Raw genomic sequence first — 26,349 nt, forward strand, 5'->3', positions numbered from 1 at the left:
ATCCCCCCCTTACTTCTCGATCTCGCGGTGATTGTACATATCCTTGATCTCTTCGATATTATCGACAGCCTTTGTCATAAGCTCCTCGATCTGCTTATCAAAGATACCTTCGTTTACTTCTTTTACACGGTCAGAGAGATGTCCGCACTCAGGAGCTATATACTTGCCGTTGAGTCTTCTTGCAAGCATAGCTACCTGTGGGTGGGAAATACCAGCAGGACAGCGTGATGAACATACTCCGCACATTACGCAGTCAAAGCTCTCCTCTGCACACTTATCGTACTCACCTCTCTGAGCGTATGCGATATACTGCATAACGTTCAGTTCCTGTGTACAGGCTTTTGTACAGGCATTGCAGCCGATACAGCTATAGATCTCAGGATAAAGCTGCATCATTATCTGCTGAGTAGGCTTAATCTCTTCGATATTATATACTCTCTTTTCAAGTGGGAAGAAAGGAAGTGTTGCAACATACATTCCCTCCTGTACTTCTGTCTGACAGGCAAGACATCCGTGAAGCTCTATCTCGCCCTTTATTCTGTAAATTGTAGCACAGGCACCGCAGAAGCCGTTACGGCAGCCGCAGCCTCTTACAAGGTCATAGCCTGCATATTCCATTGCTGTCATTATAGTAAGACCTGCGGGCACCTGATACTTCTTGCCGAACAGGTAAACATTCAACATATTTTCCATGCGATATTCTCCTCCTTAATATTCATCAGGCAGCTCGCCGAGCTGGTCGAAACGGAAAACAGGTCCGTCCTTACATACATACTTATCACCGATATTGCAGCGTCCGCATTTGCCCACAGCGCACTTCATCTTCAGCTCCATAGTTGTATAGACCTGAGTATCGGTAAATCCAAGCTCTTTAAGTCCTGCAAGTGTAAACTTTATCATTATCGGAGGTCCGCAGATAAGGACTGTTTTGTTTATGGAAGGATCAAGTTCCTTTACATAGTTCGGAACAAATCCCACATGACCGTCCCAGCCCTCCTGAGGATTATCAATAGTAAGGTTGACCTCGATGCCGTCATCAGCCATCCATTCGTCTATTATTTCCTTATAATCAACAAGGTCATCTTTTGAACGTGAACCGTAAACTATCTGTACCGAACCGTAATCCTCACGCTTGTCACGTACATAGTTTATAACGGAACGAAGCGGAGCAAGTCCGATACCGCCTGCAATAAAGAGAAGATCCTTGCCCTTAAGTTCTGTCTCAACAGGGAAATGATTTCCGTAAGGTCCGCGGATAGTTATCTGCTGACCAACGTCCATTGCATGGAGCCATGTTGTGAGGCAGCCGCACTTCTTTATGCTGAACTCCATAAATTCCTTATTTGTCGGAGAAGATGTTATTGAAAACATACCTTCACCCACGCCCGGTATAGACAGCATAGCGCACTGTCCCGGCATATGCTCGAAAACCTTGCCGCCCTCAGGCGACACGACTCTGAATGTTTTGACATCAGGAGTATCCTGTCTTATATCGGTAACTACTCCTATGTAAGGTATCAATGTATCTTTATTCATCACTTTACCTCCAATGCTTTCATTACCTTGACTATATTCATTGAAATAGGACACTTTGAAAGGCATCTTCCGCAGCCTACACAGCCGAATTCGCCGTTATTATTTGATGGAAAATATACAAGCTTGTGCATAAATCTCTGTCGGAAACGTTCAAGCTGAGTAAGACGTGGATTACCGTGTGCCATTTTTGTAAAGTCTGAATACATACATGAGTCCCAGCAGCGGAAACGTTTAATGCCGTGACCTGTATTGAAGTCCTTGATATCATAGCACTGACAGGTAGGACATACAAATGTACAGGTACCGCAGCCGAGACAGCTCTCAGAAAGCTCTGCCCACTTCTCGGAGTTGAAATGCTCCATGAGCTTATCGCCGCCGAATGACTCTGTTGAAATTCCTGCAAGAGGGAGCTTTTTAAGTATCTCTCTTGTCTTGTCTCGTACAGCATCAAGCTTTGCAGTGTCGCCCTCTTCAAGAAGAGATGAGATGCTGTCGATGAACTTCTGTCCCTTATCGTTATGAGCCTCAAAGAAAATGCTCTCGCCGTCGCTGTAGCAGGCAGCATCGCCCTCGGGAGCAGCAGCGTCAATACCGAATGTACCGCAGAAGCAGGTCTCAGCAGGTCTTGTACAAGCCATAGTTACAACTGTGCCGTGATCGCGGCGATTTTTGTAGAAGCTGTCCACAGGTTCGCTGAGGAATACCTTGTCAAGGATCGTAAAGCTTCTTGCATCGCAGGCACGTACACCGAATATAACGAAATCTTCCGACTCTTCTCTGATGTCGATGACCTCTATATTCTTGCCTTCCATTTTGAAGTCAACAAGATTTTCGGTCTGAGGGAAGAAGAAATCCTTTGCACTTCTCACTGTATTGAGTGCATTGCTGAGCTTCATACCGCTCTCGTATTTTTTATACTCAGCACTGCCGTCCTCACGGTCAGCAGGGATATACAGTGTCTGTGAAGCTGATATCGCCTCAAAGAGAGCGTCAAGCTTATCAATTGATATTTTAAGCATTATTCAACTCCCCTTTCGTGTACGATACTTGCTTCGCAATCGTCCTGTTTGTAATCATTAAGAGGAGCGCGTGAGGTAGTATCCTCACCTGCCTGATATTCACCGTAAAGAGAATTGATATCCTTGATGAACTTTCTGTTGAGCAGATGAAGCGGTATATTCTGAGGACATACTCTCGAACACTCTCCGCAGTCTGTACATCTTCCTGCAACGTGGAATGCACGGATAATGTGGAACATATTCTCCTCAAAGCTGTCAGCAGGAGCTTTATTCTCAACGCCTGAATTCGGATTGTCAAATACGCACTTTTCACAGGTGCAGGCTGGACAGACATTTCTGCAAGCATTGCAGCGGATACACTTTGAAAGCTGGTCTCTCCAGAAATCAAATCTCTCCTGAGCAGTCATATTCTCAAGCTTTTCGACCATTTCAAAACGGTTTGACTCAAGTACCTCTCCGTCATCGCCGATGAGCTCATCGAATACAACGTGCTTTTTGCTCTTGCATGAAGCGCACTTATCAAGAACAGCCTCATAGTAAGGCATTGTCTCCTCGCCGTAAACAGTTTCTATTTTAAGTGTATAGTTTTCGTTTTTAACACCGAGAATACCTGTAATGCCCTTAGCCTTTATCTTCTCGGCATCAAGCTTTGGACCGCCGGGGATACCGATAATGTACACATTCTCGCGTACAACTCTGTGCTCCTTGGTAAGCTGATTGAAGCTGTATGTATCGCAAGGCTTGAGGAAAGCGAGGATCTTTCCCTCTTTTTTGCTCTCCTTGACAAGGTACTTTGATACATTTGCAGATGTAAAATCATCAAATACAAAATCAGCGTCAAGCTCTTCAGCTGATCTGAATACAGCAGGAGTTATATCGTAAGCGAATTCTCCTCTTTTCCAGCCGATAACACGATCTACAGTGCCATCAGCCAGAAGCTGCTTAGCTCTGTTTATCATTGCTTCCTGCATCGTAAATCCTCCAATCTGCGGTTAGGTCCGAGTTTTTTTACAGCCTCTGTAAATTCGTTCATAGTTGCTGCGAATTTAGCACCTTCGGCTGCCGATACCCACTCTACTCTTGTTCTGTCACGCTCAATTCCGAGAAAATCGAGCATACTGAAAAGAAGAGTCATTCTTCTTCTTGTAAAATAGTTGCCTGATGTATAATGGCAGTCTCCCGGGTGGCAGCCGCAGAGGATAACTCCGTCAGCACCTCTCTGGAATGCTCTGAGTATAAACATCGGATTTACTCTGCATGAACAGGGTACTCTGATGATCTTTACATTTGAAGGGTAATTAAGTCTGTTAGTTCCCGAAAGATCGGCACCTGCATACGAACACCAGTTACAGCAGAATGCAACGATCAGCGGCTGAAACTCTTTATTTTCATTTACTTGCATATTGCGTCTACCTCCGCCATTATCTGGCTGTTCGAGAATCCGTTAAGATCCATAGCTCCCGAAGGACAAGCAACTGTACAAGCACCGCAACCCTGACATACAGCAGGATTGACGCTTGCAACTCTGCGTACTGCAATAGTCCTGTCGGGCATTTTGAATTCCTTGTCCGTATATGTGATAGCTCCGTAAGGACATACCTTTTCGCATGACGAGCAGCCGTTGCACATGAGCTCATCAGAATGAGCAACGCAGGGATTGCAGGTTATGCTGTCCTTAACGAGAAGTCCGATAGCCTTTGCAGCTGCCGCACTTGCCTGTGCAACAGTCTCAGGGATATCCTTTGGTCCCTGGCAGGCACCTGACAGGAATATACCTGCTGTAGCACTCTCTACAGGACGAAGCTTCGGGTGAGCTTCTGTAAAGAAGTCGTTTGTATCCATCTGAGTCGTAAGCATTGTAGCCAACGGACGAGCAGTCTTGTCAGGCTCGATAGCTGCTGCAAGAACTACCATATCAGCGTCGATATGGAGCTGTTCATTGGCAAGGAGATCAGATGCCTGTACATCTATCTTACCGTCAGAACGAGGTGTGACCTTGCCCACCATACCCTTGATGTAGTGAACATTGTACTGTTCAACTGCACGGCGGTAGAACTCATCGAAGTTCTTACCCGGGGTACGCACATCTATGTAGAATACATATACTTCTGTATCAGGATACTTTTCACGGATAAGCATAGCGTGTTTAGCAGTATACATACAGCATATCTTAGAGCAGTAAGGCTTACCCTTGCTGTCGTCACATCTTGACCCCACACACTGCACAAATACTATCTTGTGGGGGTGAGTTTTATCGGAAGGACGAAGAAGTGTACCGCCGTTAGGACCTGCCGCATTCATAAGACGCTCAAGCTCAAGCGATGTAACAACGTCAGGACACTGATTATATGCAAATTCATCATACTTATCAAGCTTTATAGGATTAAATCCTGTTGCAACTACGATAGCACCGTACTTCTGCTCAATGAACTTATCCTCCTGCTTGTAGTCGATAGCTCCCACAGAACATACCTTTGAACATACGCCGCACTTTCCTGTTTTCATCATCATGCAGTAGTTCGGATCAATTGTAGCCACCTTTGGTACTGCCTGAGCAAAAGGAATGTATATTGCAGTTCTGTTATCAAGTCCCATATTGAACTCGTTAGGAACTTTCTTCATAGGACATTTTTCAGTACAAAGACCGCAGCCTGTACATTTGGTCTCATCAACAAAACGAGCCTTTTTCTTGATAGTAACGGTAAAATTACCGACAAATCCCTTTACATCGGTAACTTCGCTGAATGAGTGGATAGTTATCTTCTCATTCTGAGAAGCCTCTACCATTTTAGGGGTAAGGATACAAGCAGCGCAGTCAAGAGTCGGGAAAGTCTTGTCTATCTGCGCCATTTTACCGCCGATAGTAGGATTTTTCTCAACGATATCGACTTCAAATCCAGCCTCCGCGATATCAAGAGCAGTCTGTATACCTGCAATACCGCCGCCGATAACAAGTGCTCTCTTTGCTACAGGGCTCTCTCCTGCTGTGAGCGGAGCATTAAGATGTACCTTTGCAACAGCAGCCTTACCGAGGATTATAGCCTTTTCTGTAGCTGATGCGATATCCTTGTGTATCCATGAGCACTGTTCACGTATATTTGCAATTTCTACAAGATAAGGATTAAGACCAGCCGAAGCAGCAGCCTTTCTGAATGTGTTCTCATGCATTCTCGGTGAACACGAACATACTACAACACCTGTAAGATTATGCTCCTTGATCGCATTTTTTACAAGGTTCTGTCCGGATTCGGAACACATATACTGATAGTCCTGGGAGATAACTACTCCGGGCTCATGTCCGAGAGCCTCTGCAACAGTCTTGACATCTACAGTTGCAGCGATGTTAGTTCCGCAATGACAGACAAATACGCCTATTCTCTGCATAGTGCTATCTCCTCCTTACTTTATGTATTTTCTGAAAGCAGTAACGATAGCCTGCTGTGGCAGATCGTCATCGAGCATTTCAGGTATCTGGTTCGGGTTCATATGGTTATTGCCCTGCTGACGAACAGCTGCAAGGCGTACAGCCTCAACTACCTTTGCAGGCTCAACATTTCGCGGGCATCTGTCTACGCAGGCAAAGCAGGTAAGACATTTATATATGGACTTTGAGTTCATTAAAGTCTCAATGTCGCCTCTTTCCACCATATAGACAAACTGATGAGGATGATATTCCATTTCATCGTAGGAAGGACAAGTTCCCGAGCATTTTCCGCAGCGCATACATTTCAGCACGTTAACACCGCTTGAACGTATCACCTGCTCTTTCAGGTTCTTATTCATTGTTACCCTCCTTTAATCCCAGTGCCTCAGCAAGAAGCTCTGTAAAATAATAAACAGGAAGCTCTGAGCCTGAGTTCTTTTTAAGGTTATACAAGCAAAGCGGACAGGCAGTGATCATCATATCAGCTCCCTGATCCTGAGCGGAATCCATTACAGCTCTGCTTCTCTTTGAAGCCTGAGCCTTATCCTCAAGGGTTATATATCCGCCGCAGCATTCGTTCCTCTGAGCGTATATAACAGGAGTTCCGCCGATAGCCTTTATAAAATCCTCCATTATAGTCGGATTTTCGGGATCGTCCATAGCAAGTGCCTTTGAGGGACGAAGAAGGAGGCAGCCGTAATAAGCAGCTATCTTCTTGCCTTTGAAAGGATCAACCACCTTCTGTGCAAGGTTGTCAAATCCCACCACATCACGAAGCATCTCAAGATAGTGATATACAGTCGTCTCGCCGCTGTAAGGCTCGTCAAGCTTCAGGTAATTATTGACCTTTGAAGCCATTTCTTCATCGTTTGCAATATCATAATTAGTCTGCTTTATAACATTATGACAGGCTGAACAGACAGTGATAAGCGGTCTGTTCATTTCCTTTGCGGAATTAAGTGTCCTGACCGCTGAAAGCTTTGTAGCTATCTCGTCTTTAGCTGTAGTATAAGCTCCGCCGCAGCACTGCCAGTCAGCAGGCTCTTCAAGAGCGATACCGAGAGCTTCGGCGGAAGATCTTGCATATGTATCAAGATCTTTAGCCTTTGTTCTCAGCGTACAGCCAGGGTAGTATGTAAAAGTTTCCATATGCACGCTTCCTTTCATTTTATATCAGACCATTTCCTCCGGGTGGAAAACCTCGTCAAACTTTTCAGCTGTAAGGAAACCGAGTTCAACGCAGGCTTCTTTAAGGGAAATATTGTCCTTGAAAGCCTTTTTGGCTGTTTTTGCTGCATTCTCATAACCAATGTAAGGGTTAAGAGCTGTAACAAGCATAAGTGAATTATAAAGATTGTGGTGCATTTTCTCCTTATTCGCCGTAATTCCAACAGCACAGTTCTTATTGAACGATGTAATGGACTCAGCAAGAAGTCTTGCGGACTGTAAGAAGTTATATGCACAAACAGGCATAAACACATTGAGTTCAAAATTGCCCTGTGAAGCAGCCATACCAACAGCAACATCATTTCCCATGACCTGAACAGCTACCATAGTTACCTGTTCGCACTGTGTCGGATTGACTTTTCCCGGCATTATAGATGAGCCCGGTTCATTCTCGGGGATACGTATCTCGCCAAGGCCTACACGAGGACCGGAAGCAAGCCATCTGACATCATTCGCTATCTTCATCATATCTGCTGCAAGAGCCTTTAACGCACCGTGAGCAAATACTATCTCGTCCTTTGACGTAAGTGAATGGAACTTATTATCCGAGGATACAAATTTCTTTCCTGTAAGCTTGCTTATTGCTTCGGCAGCTTTTTCCGCAAAGCCCTTAGGCGCATTAAGACCTGTACCAACGGCTGTACCGCCTACGGCAAGCTCTTTGAGTTCTTCACAGGCAGTAAGTATCATCTTCCTGTCCTTTTCCAGAGAAGCTCTCCAGCCACTTATCTCCTGTGAGAATTTAATAGGAGTAGCGTCCTGAAGGTGAGTTCTGCCGCTTTTTACAATACCCTCATTCTCTGCTTCAAGGCGTTTGAAGGTCTCAACAAGAGTATCGATCGCAGGAACGACCTTATCCTCAAGAGCAATAACAGCTGCAATATGCATAGCTGTCGGAAATGTATCATTTGATGACTGGCTCATATTTATGTCATCATTCGGGTGGAGCAGCTTAGCACCTGCGATCTCATTGCCACGGTTTGCAATAACCTCGTTGGCATTCATGTTTGACTGAGTACCGCTGCCTGTCTGCCATACAACTAATGGAAAATGATCGTTGAGAGATCCGCTGATGACCTCATCACAAGCCTGTGATATTGCGGAAAGCTTTTCATCGGTCATTCTCTCTGGTCTGACTGAATGATTTGCAATAGCTGAGGCTTTTTTGAGTATACCGAATGCGTGGGTTATTTCCCTCGGCATTGTCTCAATACCAACGCCGATAAGGAAATTTTCGTGACTTCGTTCTGTCTGAGCTCCCCAATACTTATCCGCGGGAACTTTCACTTCACCCATAGAATCATGTTCGATACGATAATCCATTTAATATCCACTCCTAAACATTTCAAGAGGAGATGCCGCTCATCGGCATCAATCCCCTTATCACATTATCACACAATATTAGTATACCAGTATATTTCAATAAATTCAAATTCAGTTTAAGAATATCGCTATTCAGATATTGATATCTAATTAACAAATGGCTGCGGACATTTATCGAGCACAAAATGATATGATATATTGGTTTTTATATTACTCTTTTATCGTTTATACATAATTAAGAACAAAGTGTGTTTTTTTTGTTGCATTTGTCTTACTTTCTATAGTAAACAAGAGTTTTATGCATATATAACAGCAGTAATTATACCACCTGTTTATCTTCCAGTTTTATACAATTGCTTAAAAACTTGTCATTTCTTTTATGCAATGCTTACTAAAAGCAATTCCGTTACAGAATAGGATAATTCTATATTATATATATCGTTCAAAAATCTTTGATATTTTTTTCACATTCTTTCCGATAAAAAGCAGCAGATACTTTTGTATCTGCTGCACACTCTCATATTTTACTTTTTTCGTCAAGATTATTCAAGCAATATGACAACGTAGTTAAGCTGTCTCCAAGGTGAACGTTCTCAACAGCAACGCCTTTATGCGTTACTTTAAGGTCGTAATGGGTAAAGTTCCAGAAAGCCTTTATTCCGCACTCTATAAGAGTATCAGCAAGCTTTTCAGCCGCAGACATAGGCACGCAGAGTATAGCCGCAACAGGTCTGTTCTCAGCGCAGAAAGTTCCTATCTCATCTACTCCCCTGACCTTAAGTTCACCGATATCTTTTCCGATAAGATCAGGATTGATATCGAAAGCGCCAATAAGGTCAAATCCCTTGTTGTGGAAATCAATATGTGTAGCAATAGCTCTGCCCAGATTTCCCGCACCAAGAAGTATCATAGGAGTCTGCTTGTCCAGCCCAAGTATCTTGCCTATCTCGATACGCAGGTCGCTGACATTATAGCCGTATCCCTGCTGACCGAACTCACCGAAGCAATTGAAATCCTGTCTTATCTGAGAAGCTGTGAGCCCCATTTTCTCAGACAGTTCCCTTGAAGATATACGGACATATCCGTTGTTTTCAAGCTCTCCAAGAAATCTGTAATATCTCGGAAGCCTTCTAATAACAGAGTTTGATATTGAGTTTTTTGACATCGTGATATGCCTTCTCTCTATTTACATTAATTTATCGAGTCTTATCTTTATTTCATCAAGGAAAGTCTTGGAATCGACCTTTTTCTTGTTGTCAAGCTTAGAAATAAGGTAAAGATCACCTGTCATAACTCCATCTTCAATTGTCTGGATAGTAGCCTTTTCAAGCTTATCAGCGAAATCGCAGAGCTCAGGAGTATTGTCCAGTTCACCTCTCTTGCGGAGAGCACCGCTCCATGCAAAAATAGTTGCAACAGAGTTTGTAGAAGTCTCCTCACCCTTGAGGTACTTATAATAGTGACGCTGAACAGTTCCGTGTGCAGCCTCATACTCATATATACCGTCAGGAGAAACAAGTACAGATGTCATCATAGCAAGGCTGCCGTAAGCTGTAGATACCATATCGGACATAACATCGCCGTCGTAGTTCTTGCAAGCCCAGATGTAGCCGCCGTTTGAACGAATGACTCTTGCAACAGCGTCATCAATGAGAGTATAGAAATACTCGATGCCTGCTGCTTCGTACTTATCCTTGTATTCCTTATCGAATATCTCCTGGAAGATGTCCTTGAAACGGTGGTCATACTTCTTTGAAATTGTATCCTTAGAAGCGAACCATACGTCCTGCTTGAGGTCAAGACCGTAGTTAAGGCAAGCTCTTGCAAAGCCTGCGATAGAGTCATCAAGGTTGTGTAGTCCCTGAATGATACCGTCACACTTCTTGAAATCGTGGATAAGCTCGCGAGTCTCGTTGCCGTTCTCGTCAGTTACGACAAGCTCAGCCTTGCAGCCCTTGTTTACGCGCATTTCTGTATTCTTGTATACATCGCCGTAAGCGTGACGTGCAATAGTGATAGGCTTAGTCCATGTCGGGATATAAGGCTCGATACCTTTAACTATAATAGGTGTACGGAAAACAGTTCCGTCGAGAGCGGCACGGATAGTACCGTTTGGTGATTTCCACATCTGTGTGAGGTTATACTCAGGCATTCTTGCTGCATTAGGTGTGATAGTTGCGCACTTTACAGCAACACCGTACTTCTTGGTAGCCTCAGCTGAGTCAATAGTAACCTTATCCTTAGTCTCTTCTCTGTGCTTGAGTCCAAGATCATAGTATTCGGTATTAAGCTCTACATATGGTTCAAGAAGAGTTTCCTTGATCCACTGCCAGAGAATTCTGGTCATCTCGTCGCCGTCCATTTCGACCAGCGGCGTTTTCATGGTTATCTTAGCCATCGGTTTATACCTCCATATCAAATAATTAATCAATCAAAAGCGATCAAACCTATTATGACCGCTACAACTGTGACAATAAGAGCCACTGTGCTTCTTCCCTTTTCAGATATATCTTTTTTAACAACACCAACACCCATATAAGCAGCTACGTATGCAACAATACAGATGATAAAGATCATCCAGCCTTTTTTGGTAGTTGGTATCACTATTCTTCTTGCAGCGTCCATAAATCCATTGCAAAGCACTTCTGATAAATGCATTATACACCCTCATTTCCAATATTATTATAAACTTTAATATGCAAAAAGTTATTTGCTGTCTGAACGACTGCCAAAAAACATTAACAGAGCAAATGCACCGCAGAAAAGAAGCATAAGAATGATATTTCTTACAATTGCGGGCGTAAGTGATATCTTGTCAAAAGAAACGCTCTTATATGTACCTACCGCCAGAGCACTGATACCGCCTATTACGAAATAGGCAGCACCGCCGAACCCAAGCAGCTTTGTTACAGCAAGTCCGAGCACAAAGCCCAGAAACTGAGGAAGCAGAAGCACCATAAAGCTGCTGAAATAATTTCCGGCCTGATCCCGCGGAGTCATCCAGTAAACGCCGCGCTCTCTCCGCGCCTCCTCAGTCCTCTGGTTCTTTGTATTCACATCAGATAATATATCTTTAAAAATTTCCGATATTTTCATTTTATTACTTCATAGATTCTCTTGTGAAATCAAGAAGTCCGCCTGCAAGCATGATATCCTTTGTACGTCCTGAAAGCTCGCAGAGTACAGGTATAGACTTGCCGTTTGTCTTATTAAGGACTGTAAACTCTGTCCTGCCTTCTTCTACTGCCTTTCTAACATCTGCAAGCACAAGCTCATCGCCCTGAGCGATATTGTCGTAGTCTGCCTCATTTACGAATGTAAGAGGAAGAATACCTGCATTGATAAGGTTAGCACGATGAATTCTTGCAAATGACTTTACAAGAACAGCCTTTACACCAAGATAAAGAGGAGCAAGTGCAGCGTGCTCTCTTGATGAACCCTGTCCGTAGTTTGAACCGCCAACGATTATGCTCTTGCCAAGAGACTTTGCTCTCTCAGGGAAGCTCTCATCGCATACAGCAAAGCAGTGCTGTGAGATCTTCGGAATATTTGAACGAAGAGGAAGTATCTTCGCACCGGCAGGCATAATATGGTCAGTTGTTATATTGTCGCCGACCTTGAGCGATACAGGAGCATCAATAGTCTCAAGGAGAGGTGATGTTTCAGGATATGGCTTGATGTTTGGTCCGCGGAGTATCTCAATGCTGTCCATTTCCTCAACAGATGCAGGAGGTACCACCATATTATCATTTATAACGAACTCCTCAGGAAGCTTGAAGTCAGGCATTTCGCCAAGCTCTCTCGGGTCAGTGAGATAGCCTGTAAGAGCTGATACAGCAGCCATTTCAGGAGAAACGAGGTAGATCTGTCCGTCCTTAGTTCCGGAACGGCCTTCAAAGTTTCTGTTGAATGTACGGAGAGAGATACCCTTTGAGTTAGGTGACTGTCCCATACCGATACATGGACCGCAGGCACTTTCAAGGATTCTTGCACCTGCATCAATGAGTATCGAAAGCGCACCGTTCTGTGCAAGCATATTGAGGACCTGCTTTGAACCTGGAGCAATTGCAAGTGATACATCAGGATTAACTGTCTTACCCTTGAGGATATGAGCTACCTTGAGCATATCAAGGAGAGAAGAGTTTGTACATGAACCGATACATACCTGATCTATCTTGAGTCTGCCTATCTCTTCAACGCTCTTTACGTTGTCAGGAGAATGAGGACAGGCAGCAAGAGGAACAAGCTCACTGAGATCTATCTTTAACTCTTCATCATATACAGCATCAGGATCAGCAGCAAGAGGAGTCCATACCTCTTCACGCTTCTGAGCCTTGAGGAACTGCTTTGTGATCTCGTCTGACGGGAATATAGAAGTTGTTGCACCAAGCTCTGCGCCCATATTTGTGATTGTAGCTCTCTCAGGAACTGAAAGTGTCTTTACACCTTCGCCGCAGTACTCGATGACCTTGCCTACGCCGCCCTTAACAGACATTCTTCTGAGAACTTCAAGAATAACGTCCTTAGCAGCTACCCACGGACGGAGCTTTCCTGTAAGCTCAACCTTTACGACCTTAGGGCAGGTGATATAATACGCACCGCCGCCCATAGCAACAGCAACATCAAGTCCGCCTGCTCCGATAGCGATCATACCGATACCGCCGCCTGTAGGTGTATGGCTGTCAGAACCGATAAGAGTCTTTCCGGGGATACCAAAACGCTCAAGGTGTACCTGATGACAGATACCGTTACCGGGACGTGAGAAGTAAATACCGTGCTTCTTTGCAACGCTTCCGATAAATCTGTGGTCATCAGCGTTTTCAAAACCGTTCTGGAGAGTATTATGATCTATGTAAGCCACTGAACGCTCGGTCTTTACACGAGGTACGCCTATAGCTTCAAATTCAAGATATGCCATAGTGCCTGTAGCGTCCTGAGTAAGGGTCTGGTCGATACGTATACCGATCTCCTGACCTTTGACGTACTCGCCGTCAACCAAGTGTGCTCTGAGGATCTTTTCAGTTAAAGTTAAACCCATTGAAGATCATTCCTTTCAATACATAAGAATACATTCTAATTGTACAACATTTCTTACAGTTTGTCAAGAATTAAACAAAGTTTTTTATCATAAACAAAAAGAGCCTCATATGAAGCTCTTTTGACATATTATGATACGAATTGGCTATTGTACAATTCTGAGTAAAAACCGCCTTTTGCCATAAGTTCTGTATGACTTCCCTGTTCTATGATATTTCCGCGCTCCATAACGAGGATAACATCGGAATTCTTGATCGTTGAAAGACGATGTGCTATGACAAAGCTGGTTCTTCCCTCCATAAGCTTCTGAAATGCTTTCTGTATTCGCTGTTCCGTACGCAGATCTATGGAACTTGTAGCTTCGTCAAGAATAAGCATAGGCGGATCCATAAGCATTATCCTTGCTATACATATAAGCTGTTTCTGTCCCTGTGAAAGTCCGCTGTCCTCACTTATGACGGTATCATAGCCGTTGGGCAGTCTCTTTATGAAACCGTGAGCATATACCGATCTTGCAGCCTTTTCTACCTCTTCTCTTGTGGCATCGGGCTTGCCGTAAGCTATATTTTCTGCAACAGTTCCCGTAAATACCCATGTTTCCTGCAATACCATGCCAAAGCAACTCCGCAGGCTGTCCCTTGTAAGATCAAAGATATCTTTGCCCGATATCTCTATCTTTCCTTTATTGATATCATAAAAACGAAGCAGAAGATTGATTATAGTTGATTTTCCGCAGCCTGTAGGTCCAACGATAGCTATTCGCTGTCCTGCCTTAACGTCAAGGCTGAAATTTTCGATAAGCTTTACATCGGGAGAATAAGAAAAGAATACATCTGAAAACTTTATAGTGCCGTCACACGACGACAATACTTCCTTATCGCTGTCATCGCTTATCTCTTCTTCGTCAAGTACATCAAATACTCTCTGTGCCGAAGCAACTGCGTTCTGCAATTCTGCAAAAACTCCCGATATCTCATTGAAAGGCTTTGTATACTGATTTGCATACGCAAGGAAGCTGGAAAGCTTTCCCACAGTCATTTTACCGAGAAATCCCCAGTATCCTATAACTCCGAGAGAACCGAGAAGTCCGACCGCAGCATAGATAAGACCGTTGACAAATCGCGTTGTAGGATTAGTCATAGAGCTGAAAAACGTCGCCTTTGCACCTATTTCGCCATAGGCTTTGTTAATCTCCTCAAATCTCTTCTCCGCGCGTTCATCATACACAAAAGCTTTTACTATCTTCTGATTTCCTGCCATTTCCTCTGCAAGGCTCACCATATCACCTCGCAGCTTCGACTGCTTCATATATGAATTGTGCGAAGCTTTTGTTATCTTTGATGCTGCAATGAACGACAGTGGCGTAAGTATAACGACTACGACAGCTATCTTTACATTTATAGTCAGCATAAATATAAGCGTACCTATTATAGTTATTACACCGCTGAAAAACTGAGTGAAGCCTTGGAGAAGTCCGTCCGAAACTATCTCGATATCATTGATGACACGGCTGGTAAGCTCACCCTTTGTATGTCCGTCGATATATTTGAGCGGAACTCTCTCAAGCTTATTGAAAATATCCGCTCTGAGGTCACGGACTGTATAAAATGCAAGCTTATTCGTACACAGGCTCATAAGCCACTGAAACAGTGTGCTTGCTATTACCATAGCAGCAAGAGCAGTTATTATTTTCAGGAGCTTATCGAAATCCACACTCCCCTTTCCTACGCAGCAGTCAACAGCTTCACCGATGAATACAGGTACTGCAAGTGAAAGCGATACTCCAAGTGCAGCAAAAAGAACTGTCAGTACAAAATACATGATATAAGGACGGGCGTAGTGGAATACTCGCTTTAATGTTTTAAGCATTTTTTTCGCCCTCCTTCTCATTCATCTGAGAGCAGTATATCTCATGGTATACCTCACAGCTGTTGACAAGCTCGTCATGTGTACCTATACCAACAGCCTCACCGTCGTCCATAACGATTATTTTGTCAGCATCTCTAAGAGAGGTGGTTCTCTGAGAGATCATGACAATAGTAGTATTCGGCAGGTCGCTGCTGAGTGCTTTTCTGAAAGCAAGATCGGTCTTGTAGTCAAGTGCGCTTGTAGAGTCGTCAAGGATAACGATATCAGGACTTCCCACCAATGCACGGGCAATTGAGATACGCTGCTTCTGACCGCCCGACAGGTTCTTACCGCCCTGAGATATCACAGTATCGAGCCCGTCGGAAGTACGCTGAACGAACTCCCAAGCCTGTGCAGTTTTCAGTGCAGCGATTATTTCGTCATCTGTAGCATCAGCTTTTCGCCACTTCATATTTTCGCGGATAGTTCCTGTAAAAAGCATAGCCTTCTGTGCAACAGTTCCTATGTGTTTTCTCAGTTCATCCGGCTCTATATCATTTACATCAACGCCTGCGATATCGACTGTTCCCTCTGTTGCCCTGTAAAAGCATGGGATAAGATTTGCAAGAGTAGACTTTCCGCAGCCTGTACCTCCGATAATTCCAAGCATCTGTCCGCGCTTGACAGAAAAGCTGATATTTTTCAGTGAATAGTCACCTGCGGTCTCATAAGCAAAGGATACGTTCCTGAACTCGATCATTTTTTCCGAGCTGTCATCAAGTACGGTTATTTCACCTTTTTCCTCAGGTAATAGCGCAAATACTTCGCTTATACGATTTGCCGAAGCGAAAGCCTTTGTAAAAATAACGATAAGATTTGCAAGAACTACGAGTGCAAGCAGTATTTGTGTCATATAGTTCGTAAATGCAGTGAGCTCGCCTTGCGTCAGCTTTCCCACATTTATCCTGCCGCCGCCGAACCATATAACGGCTACTATGCCTAAATTCATGACCATGAATGCTACAGGATTAAGTATAGCCGATATCTTGCCGACAGCTATGGAACATTCTGAAATATCATCGACAGCTTCCTTGAATTCATCAATTTCTTCCTGTTGACGCGAAAAAGCTCTTATAACTCGTGTACCTTCAAGGTTTTCACGGGTAAGCATAGATGCGCGGTCAAGACATTTCTGCGTTTTTTTGTACATTGGTATAGTCTTTCGCATGATAAAGAATATTACAAGTGATATAAGCGGCGCAACTACAAAGAAAACGAGAGAAAGCTTCATATCTATGGTAACCGCCATTACAGCAGCACCTATAACAAGAAAAGGAGCACGTACTGCAAGCCTTATGAACATATTCACACCGTTCTGCACTGTATTCGTATCATTGGTGAGCCTGTTTACAAGCGAAGAAGTTCCTATTTTGTCAATGCTGCTGTATGACAGAGAATTGATATGCTTATAAAGGGCTGCACGAAGCTCAGTACCAAAGCCGTATGCACACCTTGCAGCAAGATACTGACACGTAAGCGCAAAAGCAAGACCGCAGACTCCGAGAAGAACTATCAGTCCGCTCATCTTAAATATATAGGAACTGTCATTTCGTACTATGCCATTATCAATTATCTTAGCCATTACAACAGGAACTATAAGCTCGAATATAGCTTCGAGAAGCTTGAAAAAAGGTCCGAAAACCAGCTCCTTTTTGTAATTTTTAAGATATTTCAGCAGATCTTTCATATTCTACAAACCACCTGTTTTATATTCAAACATAGCAAGCGACACTTCCGAGTCATCAAAAGTGCCGCCGATACATTATATTTCTATGCCGTTAGCTTTTAAAAGCTCCCTTGCAGATTCGACCGAATCAACTCCTGCTGCGTTCTTTACAGGAGCAAATTCCTTTTCACGAACTACTTCATAAGCAAGACAGCTGTCCTGCATATGTACCATATCAAGAACGAGTGTCTCGAATTTATGTCCATTCGGCATATCAGGCTTTACAAGCTCGCCGTTTTCGTCCATAAACGGTATCTTCTTGTCAACAACATGGACAGGCATCTTTCTGTCGCATATCTCCTCAAGCTTCTCAACATTGAAAAGATAATTGAGGATAACGCCGTATTTATACGCAAGCTCGCCCTTTTCATCAAGCAGAGTGCGCATCTCCTCTGTCATCTCATAATACTCGACAATTGAAGGCATACCGTCTTCAAGGCAGAGTACTCCCACCTTTTCGTCAGGTGAAGCCTTGCTGACGACCTTTCCGCCTGACTGCAAACCCGACTTTATAACAGCTCCTATAAATCCGGGATCGGCAATACGCTGGAGAACATTGTCAACAGCAAATACATTTATCCATTCAACGCCATTGGCTTTTATCTCATCAAGCAGTCCTGCTCTTACAAGTGATGAGAACCAGCCGCCGTTGCCGTTAGGTGAAATGGAGATCTTTGACTTGCTTTCCATGAGAATCTTTCCGCTGAAATCAACGGAAGGAGCCATATCCTGTATAAAGAAATGAACATATTCGGGAGCATAACCGAAGTAATCCTTCTCCTTGAAGAATTCAGCAGTGTCCTTATGGTTTTTCTCACTGGTCATGATATAGAGAGGGACCCATGCACCTGCGAGTTTTACCACGTCCATAAGATTATTGATAAGGCACTGGAAAATATACAACTCTTTATTAACGCCTATGTTGAACATTCCCTTTGGCTTATCAAAACCAAGTCTTGTTCCCTGTCCGCCTGCCAGAAGAACTGCCGCCGTCTTTCCTTTCTTTATCGCTTCAACACCCGCCCTTACATATTCATCACTTTTGGAAGCGATATCTTCAATAGTCACAGCACCGAGTGGTTCAAATTTTCCACGGACTGTGTTGCTGTTCTTTTCAGCATCAAGATTATCAAGAACAGAGAAATCAATAATTTCGATCTGAGATAATAATTCCTGTTTCTCGTTATCGGTCAATTCGTCGAAATAATTCAGAATATGTTCCTGTCCATAATCTTTTAGGATACGTGCCGCCTGATCACGATTTATCATAAACTCCTCCTATTTTACACGGCATTGCAGCCGTTTAGTTATATAATATTATAACACAGGTATATAAAATAGTCAATAATATACAAAAAAATTCCGATACTCTTTTGAGTATCGGAATTTTGGGGTAATGCTGATCGCATCTGGTCTGAGTGACGGGACTTGAACCCACGGCCTCTACCACCCCAAGGTAGCGCGCTACCAACTGCGCCACACCCAGACGGTTTCATACTTTGCAATCAACGATATATATTATATCACTCTTAAAAAAATTTGTCAAGCTTTTTCTTAAAAATTGCAAAAGAAAAATATCTAATTATTTTTTCAAAAAAGTGCTTGACAAATCACTACGTTTATGATAGAATAAATATTACTGCGGAGCAACTCGAAATGAGTCCGCCTCGGTCAGTCTGAGCCGTGTGAAATTTATCAGACATTATGCGGATATGGCGGAATTGGCAGACGCGTATGGTTCAGCTTTCGCTATGATAGTGAAAAAATATCGGTCTCACGATTATGTGAGACCGTTTTTTATATTTAATGTCTGCTCAACAACTAAAAATCGGATTAATATAGCTTTTAGAAGTCAAGCTCAAACCTATGCCTGCTATTATCACAATGAGTCCTGTTATAAACAGGACTCGCTGCTTTTTAACTTCCTTTTGTACTTATGCTTGTATTATTCTTCTTTTTTGCGGAGCTTTCCCGACCAGATAACAACACCGAGACCCAGAAGTGCCACAGCGGAAGCGCCTGCTAATGTACCTGCAAGCGCAAGGGAATTAACACCTGTCTGCGGGAGATTTACCACGCTGCCGTCAGAGAATTTCTCACCGACGCCTGTATCGGGATCAAGATTATATGCGTCAAAATCTTCGCCTTTTTCATCTGTAAATACAACAGTGACAGAACCGCCTACGTTAGTCATTGAATGTGTATCAGCAGGTCTGATACCTGTTTTTTCTTCATAATCTTTTGCCGCCATTTTCTGAAGCTCATCTGTTGAATATTTGTGTTCGGGCTCTATATAGCGGACAAAATGTTCTGAGCAGTCCTGACCTGTATAGAGGTCATTGAGAGGAGTCAGTGAAGTTGCTTCAAAACCAGTATAGAAGTTACCGTTTTCATCGTAAAGATTGAACCATGTCATTTTGCTGCCGTTGGGATAACCTATATCTTCTGCCTCAACAGTACCATACATTACTCTTCCGTCAACGAAGATAAGAGTAAACGAACCGTCGTTTCTTATGATAAGCTGCCTCGGATAAAGTGTATCAACTTCGTCCCATGTGCCTGCTATCTCTGAAATATCATGTCCTTCGGCTCCGTAAAAATCACCGAATTCAAAGCTTTCGATATGCCATTTGCCGCTTTCGCATTTGAGTACGGCTCTGCCAAAACCGTAGAGTTTATCGCCCTTATTAGCCGTAGCTGTGCAGTAGTCCATAGCAGGATCTGTGATGGTAACACCGTTCTCTGTATGGAACTGATAGAAAGAACGAGGTATTAATTGTACATAGAGTGAACCGTCCTTCTCAATGAAATAGCCATCAATGTCTCTTATAAAAGATTCTTTTGCTTCTCCTGTGAAATTATCTGCAATAAATGCATATAGATCAGCTATAGAAGTAAAACGGCTGTCATTTACCTTTACATAACCCTTAACTTTTCCGTCATCGATAGTATAAACAGGACTTGCACCGGTTAATGCCATAATTACATTGAAGTTTTCCATAACTCTTATAGCCCCCATAGTCTTATCCTCTTTATCAAATGATGCACTCTCGTTCTTGTCATCAGTCTTTCCGCCTTCTGATTGCTCCTGATGAGCATTAGCATTTGTATCGGCGTTCCTGCGCCTGAGAGTAAAGTCGCCGGCCTTTAATTCATCGACTGTTCCGCTATCAGTCTTTGGGAAGCCTATCCATGCAATGCCGTTTGTATTATAGAAATTGTACCATTTGCCGTCGCTGTTTTCGCTGAACATCTCATTTCCAATCTTGATAAAGCCCTGAATTATTATGCCGTCGGGATAGGTAACAGTATATGCACCGTCTGCACTGATATTGAAAATTCTTCTGTTGCCGTTCACTTCTTCCCATTCCCCTGTTATTGCGGAAAAGTCAGCATCAATCGATAAGAGCTGAGCCATTCCGCCGTTTCCGGTGATATATACATTGGGATTATTCTGACTGCAATAGCAGCCGATAAAGAACTTGTCACCCTCATAGAATGCAAAAAACGGAACTTTGAACTCTCCCCCAAATGTATCATAATCCACCTTTACCGTGCCTGAATGAGTATTGCCGTCAAGGTCTGTATATGTGTATGTGCTGTCTTCTTTTACAGTTATAATTCCGTTGTCAGTTACTCCTGCTGTTATATTCATACCTTCGGGAGCTACCTGATACTTCCACTGACCTACAAGGTTTCTGATGTCAGTTTCATAGTAAGAAGTCTCTGATGTGACTGATATGGCTGCGGGGTCTTCTGCAAAAGCAGTAGCTGTGGGGACTGCTGTGAGCATTGCAAGAACTGCGAGACAAGAAATCATTTTTTTCATAAAAACTACCTCATTCCTTTTTAAAATTATTATGTTTAGGCGCTGTGCCTTTACTGTGATTATATAATAGCATAGTTTTTCTGCTCTGTGCACAGAATTACAAATTTGTAATTACTTTTTCAGCATCTTGTGAATAACATTTCGTCAGCCACATTTGCATAGTTGTCGAGCCACAGTAGATTTCCATTATTATCGGTGTAGAACATGGCGCTGCCGTTATTATAATTTTCCGTATATGAGCTTTGACCGTCCTCTGTATAAAAATAATCAACATTTACTCCCGAACCGCTGCAAACGAGAGCATCATTCTCCGCATCGTATGTAAAGATGTATGTCCACGCACTGCCATCAGCTGCGCTGGAACTCCACTTTACATCTGCGTTGTATGTTCCGTCGCCGTCAATAGTAAGTGTATGGGAATCGAGAACTTTTTCCTCATACCATACACCTGCTATCTGCATATAATCGGCATTGGTCACAGGTGAAGCAACGGTGTTTTCTTCATATACAGCTGTTGTGCTGGTATCGCTGCTTTCAGTTTTTTTATTGTCAACTTTTGCAGAAGTAGTTGATGTGTTTTCAGCAGTAGTAACTGCTGTGGTTGTTACTATAGCCTTTGTTGTAGTTTTGTTGTTATCAGAGGTTATACCGCTGTCTGTTTTTCCGCAGCCTGTTATTGCTGTGAGTATGCCTGCCATTGCAATGATAATAAAAGTCTTTTTCATAATTATTCTCCTTTTCAAAAATATTAAGGTCTCTGCCGACAATGCCATTATAGCATTGCAAACAGAGACCATGTTGCAAAATTACAGATTTGTAATCTGAAAACAATTTTAGAATATGACACGTCTGAGAACGTACTCGCCCTCCGATGTGGCGGCTATCTCATATGTACTCATATCATCCATATTCAAATGCTTTTTCAGACGGGAAATATTGACTCTTATAGTATTTTTGCTATCCTCCACGTCGCAGCCGTATATAGTCTTGTATATATCATGATAGCTTATACGCGAGCCTATCTGCGAGGCTAGCATATAGAGTATCTGAAGTTCACGCTGAGGCAATGAGTATTCATTTCCATCAAGTGTGGCTGTTCCCGCAAAAAGATCAACTGTAAGTTCGGGCAGCTCTATCTTCGGGTGCTGAGGAGACTGCTTTACATTGCGGCGGAGCTGTGCTTCTATACGTGCCTTTAATACGTTCAGGTCGTATGGCTTTGTTATATAGTCGTCGCCGCCGCTGCGGAAGCCCATAATAACGCTGTCGTTCTCGTCACGGGCTGTAAGGAATATCACGGGAGCCTGTGTTTTCTGCCGCAGTATCTTGCAGAAGTCCATACCATCGCCGTCAGGGAGCATAACGTCAAGAAGTACAAGGTCGGGAACGCACTCTTCAAGCATAAATGTAGCAGTCTGTACCGAATCCGCACAGTGTACGGCATAGCCCTCGTTTTCAAGGAATGTCCTGTTGATACGCATGATGTCTGAATCGTCTTCTACTAATAATATGTGTGGCATAATGAATCCCCCTGTGATTACAATTTCGTAATTCTGTTCACTTAATGAAAAAAATATGGTATAATGTATTCAACAACATAAAGGAGTGATAAAATGAAAAAAGAAATTTCCAAAAGCCGCGCTTTACGGAGAAGGCTTCTTAGTGTTCTGTTAATATGTTTTATTACTATAATGATAATATTTGTTTTTGTCTTTAATCTTGTATATAAACGCTCGACTAATATAGTTGTTTCACATACATCTAAGATTGCAAGCAATACCGTTGATACTACCGCTCATGGCTTCTATCAGGTCACGCTTGGAAATTTGCAGTCATCTCTCGAAAGCTTCGGAACTAACATATGTACAGTGCTCGGCTCTTTGCAGGATATACCTGATATAGATCCGAAGCTTGTTCTTGAAACGCATATGATTGATTTTTTTGAAATAGATACTTCACATGAGTTTAATGATGTTATTGGTTTTACTTATTCTAACGGTGAATTTCACAGTATACCTTCCGAGCCTGAGTGTGACCGTATGATCCAGCAAGCCGTCGAAGCACTGGATAAAGAATATGCAAAAGAACCTTCCTTTTACGGTATGGGAAATACACTTCAGAGAAACATTGAACAATATACCGAAATAAGCACAGGAATATATACTCTGGAAGGTCAGGGATTTATCTGCGCATGGGATCATCTGATAAATCACACTGTTGGATATGATGATATATGTTACGGTATAATTTTGTTCGACCAGAATCATTATAAAGACCTTATCAATGAGATCGCAGCTGAGCAGACTGACTCTCTGTTAGGTGAAATGAATGATCTTTTCCAGAGGTCAATATATATCATGGTCGCGGTTATTTCGGGAGTGCTGATATTGTTTATCGTGATTTCGGTCATTCTCTCAAAAAAACTGTCAGATCCTATCGTTACTGAGCATGATATGCTGGTAAAGGTAAACGAGATGAAGACCACCTTCCTCTCGGACGCTTCCCACGAGCTAAAAACTCCTCTTGCGACTATGTCGGGATATGCTCAGAATGCGGAAATGGAGCTTGCAAACGGCTGCGATACGGCTGCCTTACAAGAAAAGCTGAAACGTATCTCCTCGGAAGCCAACCGTATGGCTCTTATGGTAACGCAGATACTGGACGCTACCCGAATCGAGGAAGGACGAATGGTTCTGGAGCCTGCTCCCTGCGATATAGACAGCCTTGTGCGCGAGACAGTTGAGACCTATTTTGCCGTGCTCAATAAGAACAACAACAGGCTCGCAATTCGTATCCCTCTTGAATTGCCAAAAGTAAATGCTGACAGTTCAAGATTACAGCGTGTTTTCGTAAATCTTGTCTCCAATGCCTTAAAGCATACCAAAAACGGTACTATACTTATCAAAGCAGAGGAGGAAGGAAACTTCATAAAAGTAACCGTAAAGGATACAGGAAGCGGTATCTCCGCAGAGGATATGCCTCATATCTGGGAGCGATACTACAAGGGTAAACACTCCGAAACAGGCACTGGACTTGGTCTTTATATATGCAAGTTCATAATCGAGTCCCACGGCGGTAAGATATGGGCAGAAAGTGAAGTGGGCAAAGGAACATCGTTTATGTTCACGCTGCCTGTATAATAAATACTTTTACATTATACCATAAATGCTTGAAAATAGCAAGAAGCGCGGCGAAAAATGTGCCGTTATTTTTATCTTCAGCGCAAAAAAGGGTGCGGCGGCTCGCCGCTTATACCATAATTCCAGCAAAAAAGCCAGTGTTTTTTACTCTCAATCTAATAATTAGCTAATATAACCAATCAGCACTTATCTCTGCCATTCTTCCATATTACATAGGTATAATATTGATGCTTGATAATGTGAAAAACAAAGTATCCCCACTTCTTAACGAGTGGGGATACTTTGTTTAAATAAAAGATACAAGACTTTTTTCAAAAAAAGCTTGACAAACTCACCTATTTGTGATAAAATATTATGGTACTGCGGAGCTACTGGTTTTACAGTCCGCCTCGGTTAGTCTGAGCCGTGTAAAATTTATCAGGCATTATGCGGATATGGCGGAATTGGCAGACGCGTATGGTTCAGGTCCATATGAACGCAAGTTCATGCAGGTTCAAGTCCTGTTATCCGCACCAGCGCCTCACATAATGTGAGGCGCCTTTTTTGTATCAAAGTATCTCATCTGTAACATCTTCCATTATGTTGTAATTGAACGCGCCGTTCATATCGAAGCTTATGTCGATAGACTTGTCCTCGTTCTGGTGAACTGTGACCTGACGGACAAGCATTCTCAGGTTGACATTTGAGATATGCCCGTCTGCAAGTATAGTCTCTATCAGTTCCGAAGTATTCTTCAGTTCTTCACGGCGCTTCTTGCAGACCTCATCATAATGCCGCAGGTCGGTTATCTTCTTTTCGAGAGAACGTATCTCATCTTCACGCTTTTCAATCATATCATTGTAGATCTTAGCATGGTCACGGTCATTGATACGCTCTATGATAAGCTGTTCGATCTCATCACGCTTCTGCTTGATTTTCTCATTGCTGCGCTGTATTTCCTTATCATACTTAGGCTTCTTTTTGAGCCAATTCTTGACGATTTTTTCGTATTTCGAACTCTCAGCTTGTATATACTCAAGCAGAGATACGATTTCAATATTTATCAGTGCATCAAGCTGCTCCTCGCGGACTGAATGTGGTGTGCAGTATTCCTTGCCGTAGCGATGGTTGCTGTTGCAGGTGTATTCAACATATTCATTACCTCGCCATTTTCTTCGTCTTGCAATAAGACTTGCACCACACTCGGCACATTTTATCATTCCTGCATATCTGTGAATGTTACGTCCACACTGCGAGCGTGGATTTATCTTCGACCTCTGTTCCAGCATGAACTGTGCCTGTTTCCATGTAGTTTCGTCTATGATAGGTTCGCAAAAGTTATCATGCCTATATTGCTCATCGTCAGGTACTGCTGTTATTGTTTTATATATTTTTGAGCTTACCGTCTTGTGATTCACAAGTGTTCCGTGATAAAGCTCATTAGTCAGCATACGCTTCACTGTAGTCTGAACCCACAGATATTTCTTGGAGATGTCAGGCTTATGGTCGCTCAGCTTTCGGTTGAAGTAATAGTCAGGTGACTTAATTCCGTCCGCGTTCATCTTCTTTGCTATGGTTGTCAGACCGTATCCGTCTATGTACAAGCGGAAAACCTCCCGGACTATCCATGCTGTCTCCTCATCAATTGTTATCATATCAGTATTCTTATCTTTTATATACCCCATCGGCAGAGTCTCGATTATGCCGGTGGTTTTCTGCTTCTGCCGCACTCCTGCACGCACCTTTTTACTTATGTCTTTGGCATAGAAGTCATTGAACAGCTGCTTGAATCCGATGAGCATATCATCGTTTTCATTAGTCGAGTCTATGCCCTCGGTCACCGAGTAGACCTTTACGTTGTTCTCACGCAGGTGGTCGATAAACAAAGCAGTCTGAGTTCGATGTCTGCCGAGTCGGGATAAGTCTTTGACTAAAACTATGTCGATCTTTCCATCATCTACAGCAGTTTCAAGCTGACCGATTCCTTTTCTGTTGAATGTCATTCCTGAAACATTATCATCGAAGCTTTCTCCGACAACGTCGTATCCGTTCTGTTCTGCGTAGTCAGCAAGTATCCGTCTTTGATTCTGTAAGCTGTTCATCTCAGCGTCCTCGTCACGGGACAGTCTGTAATAGAGCCATGCTCTCATATAATCACTCTCCTTTTTTTGGCAGTCGCAGCACCTTGTCCGGTGCTACGA

At 43.0% G+C, this 26,349-nt stretch carries 22 protein-coding genes and 2 tRNA genes; 2 read left to right on the top strand and 22 right to left on the bottom strand.

Features of this window, described 5'->3' with window-relative positions; genetic code table 11:
• Window positions 1–9: 9 nt before the first annotated feature.
• The 21 genes from BLW60_RS08795 to BLW60_RS08895 form a co-directional block, all read right to left on the bottom strand.
• Window positions 10–693, bottom strand: a complete 684-nt coding sequence (locus BLW60_RS08795; RefSeq protein ID WP_074716499.1) for a 4Fe-4S dicluster domain-containing protein — start codon at window positions 691–693, stop codon at window positions 10–12.
• A gap of 15 nt (window positions 694–708) precedes the next feature.
• Entirely contained in the window at window positions 709–1,536 is an 828-nt protein-coding gene (locus tag BLW60_RS08800; RefSeq protein ID WP_074716501.1) for an FAD/NAD(P)-binding protein, read from the bottom strand.
• The gene (locus BLW60_RS08805) at window positions 1,536–2,555 is read right to left on the bottom strand and encodes a 4Fe-4S dicluster domain-containing protein (protein ID WP_074716503.1); all 1,020 of its coding nucleotides are present in this window, start codon (window positions 2,553–2,555) and stop codon (window positions 1,536–1,538) included. The genes BLW60_RS08800 and BLW60_RS08805 overlap by 1 nt, the downstream gene beginning before the upstream one ends.
• On the bottom strand, window positions 2,555–3,526 hold the full coding sequence (locus BLW60_RS08810) for a 4Fe-4S dicluster domain-containing protein (protein WP_074716505.1): 972 nt from the start codon (window positions 3,524–3,526) through the stop codon (window positions 2,555–2,557). Before BLW60_RS08810 ends, BLW60_RS08805 begins: the two co-directional genes overlap by 1 nt.
• Entirely contained in the window at window positions 3,511–3,957 is a 447-nt protein-coding gene (locus tag BLW60_RS08815; protein WP_028516711.1) for a hydrogenase iron-sulfur subunit, read from the bottom strand. Before BLW60_RS08815 ends, BLW60_RS08810 begins: the two co-directional genes overlap by 16 nt.
• Window positions 3,948–5,939 (bottom strand): CoB--CoM heterodisulfide reductase iron-sulfur subunit A family protein, encoded by a 1,992-nt coding sequence (locus BLW60_RS08820; RefSeq protein ID WP_074716507.1) that lies wholly within the window; start codon window positions 5,937–5,939, stop codon window positions 3,948–3,950. The genes BLW60_RS08815 and BLW60_RS08820 overlap by 10 nt, the downstream gene beginning before the upstream one ends.
• Before the next feature lie 15 nt (window positions 5,940–5,954).
• Window positions 5,955–6,338: a 4Fe-4S dicluster domain-containing protein gene (locus BLW60_RS08825; RefSeq protein WP_074716509.1), complete on the bottom strand. Its 384-nt coding sequence runs from the start codon at window positions 6,336–6,338 to the stop codon at window positions 5,955–5,957.
• Window positions 6,331–7,128: a CoB--CoM heterodisulfide reductase iron-sulfur subunit B family protein gene (locus BLW60_RS08830; protein ID WP_074716511.1), complete on the bottom strand. Its 798-nt coding sequence runs from the start codon at window positions 7,126–7,128 to the stop codon at window positions 6,331–6,333. Before BLW60_RS08830 ends, BLW60_RS08825 begins: the two co-directional genes overlap by 8 nt.
• Before the next feature lie 24 nt (window positions 7,129–7,152).
• Window positions 7,153–8,529: a class II fumarate hydratase gene (fumC, locus tag BLW60_RS08835; protein WP_074716513.1), complete on the bottom strand. Its 1,377-nt coding sequence runs from the start codon at window positions 8,527–8,529 to the stop codon at window positions 7,153–7,155.
• Between the two features lie 517 nt (window positions 8,530–9,046).
• Complete coding sequence (locus tag BLW60_RS08840) at window positions 9,047–9,694, bottom strand: redox-sensing transcriptional repressor Rex (protein WP_074716515.1); 648 nt, start codon at window positions 9,692–9,694, stop codon at window positions 9,047–9,049.
• A 21-nt stretch (window positions 9,695–9,715) separates the two neighbouring features.
• Window positions 9,716–10,927, bottom strand: coding sequence for an NADP-dependent isocitrate dehydrogenase (locus tag BLW60_RS08845; RefSeq protein WP_074716517.1), 1,212 nt, complete (start codon window positions 10,925–10,927; stop codon window positions 9,716–9,718).
• Window positions 10,928–10,956: 29 nt separating this feature from the next.
• Window positions 10,957–11,187 (bottom strand): hypothetical protein, encoded by a 231-nt coding sequence (locus BLW60_RS08850; RefSeq protein WP_074716519.1) that lies wholly within the window; start codon window positions 11,185–11,187, stop codon window positions 10,957–10,959.
• A 48-nt stretch (window positions 11,188–11,235) separates the two neighbouring features.
• Window positions 11,236–11,625 (bottom strand): hypothetical protein, encoded by a 390-nt coding sequence (locus BLW60_RS08855; RefSeq protein WP_074716521.1) that lies wholly within the window; start codon window positions 11,623–11,625, stop codon window positions 11,236–11,238.
• A 4-nt stretch (window positions 11,626–11,629) separates the two neighbouring features.
• The gene (locus BLW60_RS08860; RefSeq protein ID WP_074716523.1) at window positions 11,630–13,567 is read right to left on the bottom strand and encodes an aconitate hydratase; all 1,938 of its coding nucleotides are present in this window, start codon (window positions 13,565–13,567) and stop codon (window positions 11,630–11,632) included.
• 128 nt (window positions 13,568–13,695) lie between these two features.
• Window positions 13,696–15,435, bottom strand: a complete 1,740-nt coding sequence (locus BLW60_RS08865) for an ABC transporter ATP-binding protein (RefSeq protein WP_074716525.1) — start codon at window positions 15,433–15,435, stop codon at window positions 13,696–13,698.
• Complete coding sequence (locus BLW60_RS08870) at window positions 15,428–17,161, bottom strand: ABC transporter ATP-binding protein (RefSeq protein ID WP_074716527.1); 1,734 nt, start codon at window positions 17,159–17,161, stop codon at window positions 15,428–15,430. Before BLW60_RS08870 ends, BLW60_RS08865 begins: the two co-directional genes overlap by 8 nt.
• A 75-nt stretch (window positions 17,162–17,236) precedes the next feature.
• Window positions 17,237–18,469, bottom strand: coding sequence for a UTP--glucose-1-phosphate uridylyltransferase (locus tag BLW60_RS08875; RefSeq protein ID WP_074716529.1), 1,233 nt, complete (start codon window positions 18,467–18,469; stop codon window positions 17,237–17,239).
• Between the two features lie 141 nt (window positions 18,470–18,610).
• Window positions 18,611–18,686: transfer RNA gene (locus BLW60_RS08880), tRNA-Pro, on the bottom strand.
• A 459-nt stretch (window positions 18,687–19,145) separates the two neighbouring features.
• Window positions 19,146–21,029 (bottom strand): hypothetical protein, encoded by a 1,884-nt coding sequence (locus BLW60_RS08885; RefSeq protein ID WP_074716531.1) that lies wholly within the window; start codon window positions 21,027–21,029, stop codon window positions 19,146–19,148.
• 119 nt (window positions 21,030–21,148) lie between these two features.
• A complete protein-coding gene (locus tag BLW60_RS08890) occupies window positions 21,149–21,754 on the bottom strand; it encodes a hypothetical protein (protein WP_074716533.1) in 606 nt (201 codons plus the stop codon).
• A gap of 108 nt (window positions 21,755–21,862) precedes the next feature.
• A complete protein-coding gene (locus BLW60_RS08895) occupies window positions 21,863–22,549 on the bottom strand; it encodes a response regulator transcription factor (protein ID WP_074716535.1) in 687 nt (228 codons plus the stop codon).
• Window positions 22,550–22,720: 171 nt separating this feature from the next.
• Here BLW60_RS08895 and BLW60_RS08900 point away from each other — a divergent pair, with 171 nt between their 5' ends.
• Window positions 22,721–24,169, top strand: a complete 1,449-nt coding sequence (locus BLW60_RS08900; RefSeq protein ID WP_207645926.1) for a sensor histidine kinase — start codon at window positions 22,721–22,723, stop codon at window positions 24,167–24,169.
• A 428-nt stretch (window positions 24,170–24,597) separates the two neighbouring features.
• Window positions 24,598–24,684 (top strand) — tRNA-Leu (locus BLW60_RS08905).
• A 33-nt stretch (window positions 24,685–24,717) separates the two neighbouring features.
• On the opposite strand, the gene BLW60_RS08910 is transcribed toward BLW60_RS08905, so the two are convergent.
• Entirely contained in the window at window positions 24,718–26,298 is a 1,581-nt protein-coding gene (locus BLW60_RS08910) for a recombinase family protein (RefSeq protein WP_074716540.1), read from the bottom strand.
• Window positions 26,299–26,349 lie beyond the last annotated feature (51 nt).

Source organism: Ruminococcus flavefaciens (assembly GCF_900108555.1).
GTDB lineage: Bacteria > Bacillota > Clostridia > Oscillospirales > Ruminococcaceae > Ruminococcus > Ruminococcus flavefaciens_P.

What these genes read in the sequence shown, in the direction of transcription:
- BLW60_RS08885 (WP_074716531.1), bottom strand. Translation starts at nt 21,029, where the DNA reads ATGAAAAAAATGATTTCTTGTCTCGCAGTTCTTGCAATGCTCACAGCA.
- fumC (WP_074716513.1), bottom strand. Translation starts at nt 8,529, where the DNA reads ATGGATTATCGTATCGAACATGATTCTATGGGTGAAGTGAAAGTTCCC.
- BLW60_RS08895 (WP_074716535.1), bottom strand. Translation starts at nt 22,549, where the DNA reads ATGCCACACATATTATTAGTAGAAGACGATTCAGACATCATGCGTATC.
- BLW60_RS08865 (WP_074716525.1), bottom strand. Translation starts at nt 15,435, where the DNA reads ATGCTTAAAACATTAAAGCGAGTATTCCACTACGCCCGTCCTTATATC.
- BLW60_RS08805 (WP_074716503.1), bottom strand. Translation starts at nt 2,555, where the DNA reads ATGCTTAAAATATCAATTGATAAGCTTGACGCTCTCTTTGAGGCGATA.
- BLW60_RS08815 (WP_028516711.1), bottom strand. Translation starts at nt 3,957, where the DNA reads ATGCAAGTAAATGAAAATAAAGAGTTTCAGCCGCTGATCGTTGCATTC.
- BLW60_RS08800 (WP_074716501.1), bottom strand. Translation starts at nt 1,536, where the DNA reads ATGAATAAAGATACATTGATACCTTACATAGGAGTAGTTACCGATATA.
- BLW60_RS08890 (WP_074716533.1), bottom strand. Translation starts at nt 21,754, where the DNA reads ATGAAAAAGACTTTTATTATCATTGCAATGGCAGGCATACTCACAGCA.
- BLW60_RS08910 (WP_074716540.1), bottom strand. Translation starts at nt 26,298, where the DNA reads ATGAGAGCATGGCTCTATTACAGACTGTCCCGTGACGAGGACGCTGAG.
- BLW60_RS08855 (WP_074716521.1), bottom strand. Translation starts at nt 11,625, where the DNA reads ATGAAAATATCGGAAATTTTTAAAGATATATTATCTGATGTGAATACA.
- BLW60_RS08845 (WP_074716517.1), bottom strand. Translation starts at nt 10,927, where the DNA reads ATGGCTAAGATAACCATGAAAACGCCGCTGGTCGAAATGGACGGCGAC.
- BLW60_RS08850 (WP_074716519.1), bottom strand. Translation starts at nt 11,187, where the DNA reads ATGCATTTATCAGAAGTGCTTTGCAATGGATTTATGGACGCTGCAAGA.
- BLW60_RS08870 (WP_074716527.1), bottom strand. Translation starts at nt 17,161, where the DNA reads ATGAAAGATCTGCTGAAATATCTTAAAAATTACAAAAAGGAGCTGGTT.
- BLW60_RS08820 (WP_074716507.1), bottom strand. Translation starts at nt 5,939, where the DNA reads ATGCAGAGAATAGGCGTATTTGTCTGTCATTGCGGAACTAACATCGCT.
- BLW60_RS08825 (WP_074716509.1), bottom strand. Translation starts at nt 6,338, where the DNA reads ATGAATAAGAACCTGAAAGAGCAGGTGATACGTTCAAGCGGTGTTAAC.
- BLW60_RS08900 (WP_207645926.1), top strand. Translation starts at nt 22,721, where the DNA reads ATGATAATATTTGTTTTTGTCTTTAATCTTGTATATAAACGCTCGACT.
- BLW60_RS08830 (WP_074716511.1), bottom strand. Translation starts at nt 7,128, where the DNA reads ATGGAAACTTTTACATACTACCCTGGCTGTACGCTGAGAACAAAGGCT.
- BLW60_RS08810 (WP_074716505.1), bottom strand. Translation starts at nt 3,526, where the DNA reads ATGCAGGAAGCAATGATAAACAGAGCTAAGCAGCTTCTGGCTGATGGC.
- BLW60_RS08840 (WP_074716515.1), bottom strand. Translation starts at nt 9,694, where the DNA reads ATGTCAAAAAACTCAATATCAAACTCTGTTATTAGAAGGCTTCCGAGA.
- BLW60_RS08860 (WP_074716523.1), bottom strand. Translation starts at nt 13,567, where the DNA reads ATGGGTTTAACTTTAACTGAAAAGATCCTCAGAGCACACTTGGTTGAC.
- BLW60_RS08795 (WP_074716499.1), bottom strand. Translation starts at nt 693, where the DNA reads ATGGAAAATATGTTGAATGTTTACCTGTTCGGCAAGAAGTATCAGGTG.
- BLW60_RS08875 (WP_074716529.1), bottom strand. Translation starts at nt 18,469, where the DNA reads ATGATAAATCGTGATCAGGCGGCACGTATCCTAAAAGATTATGGACAG.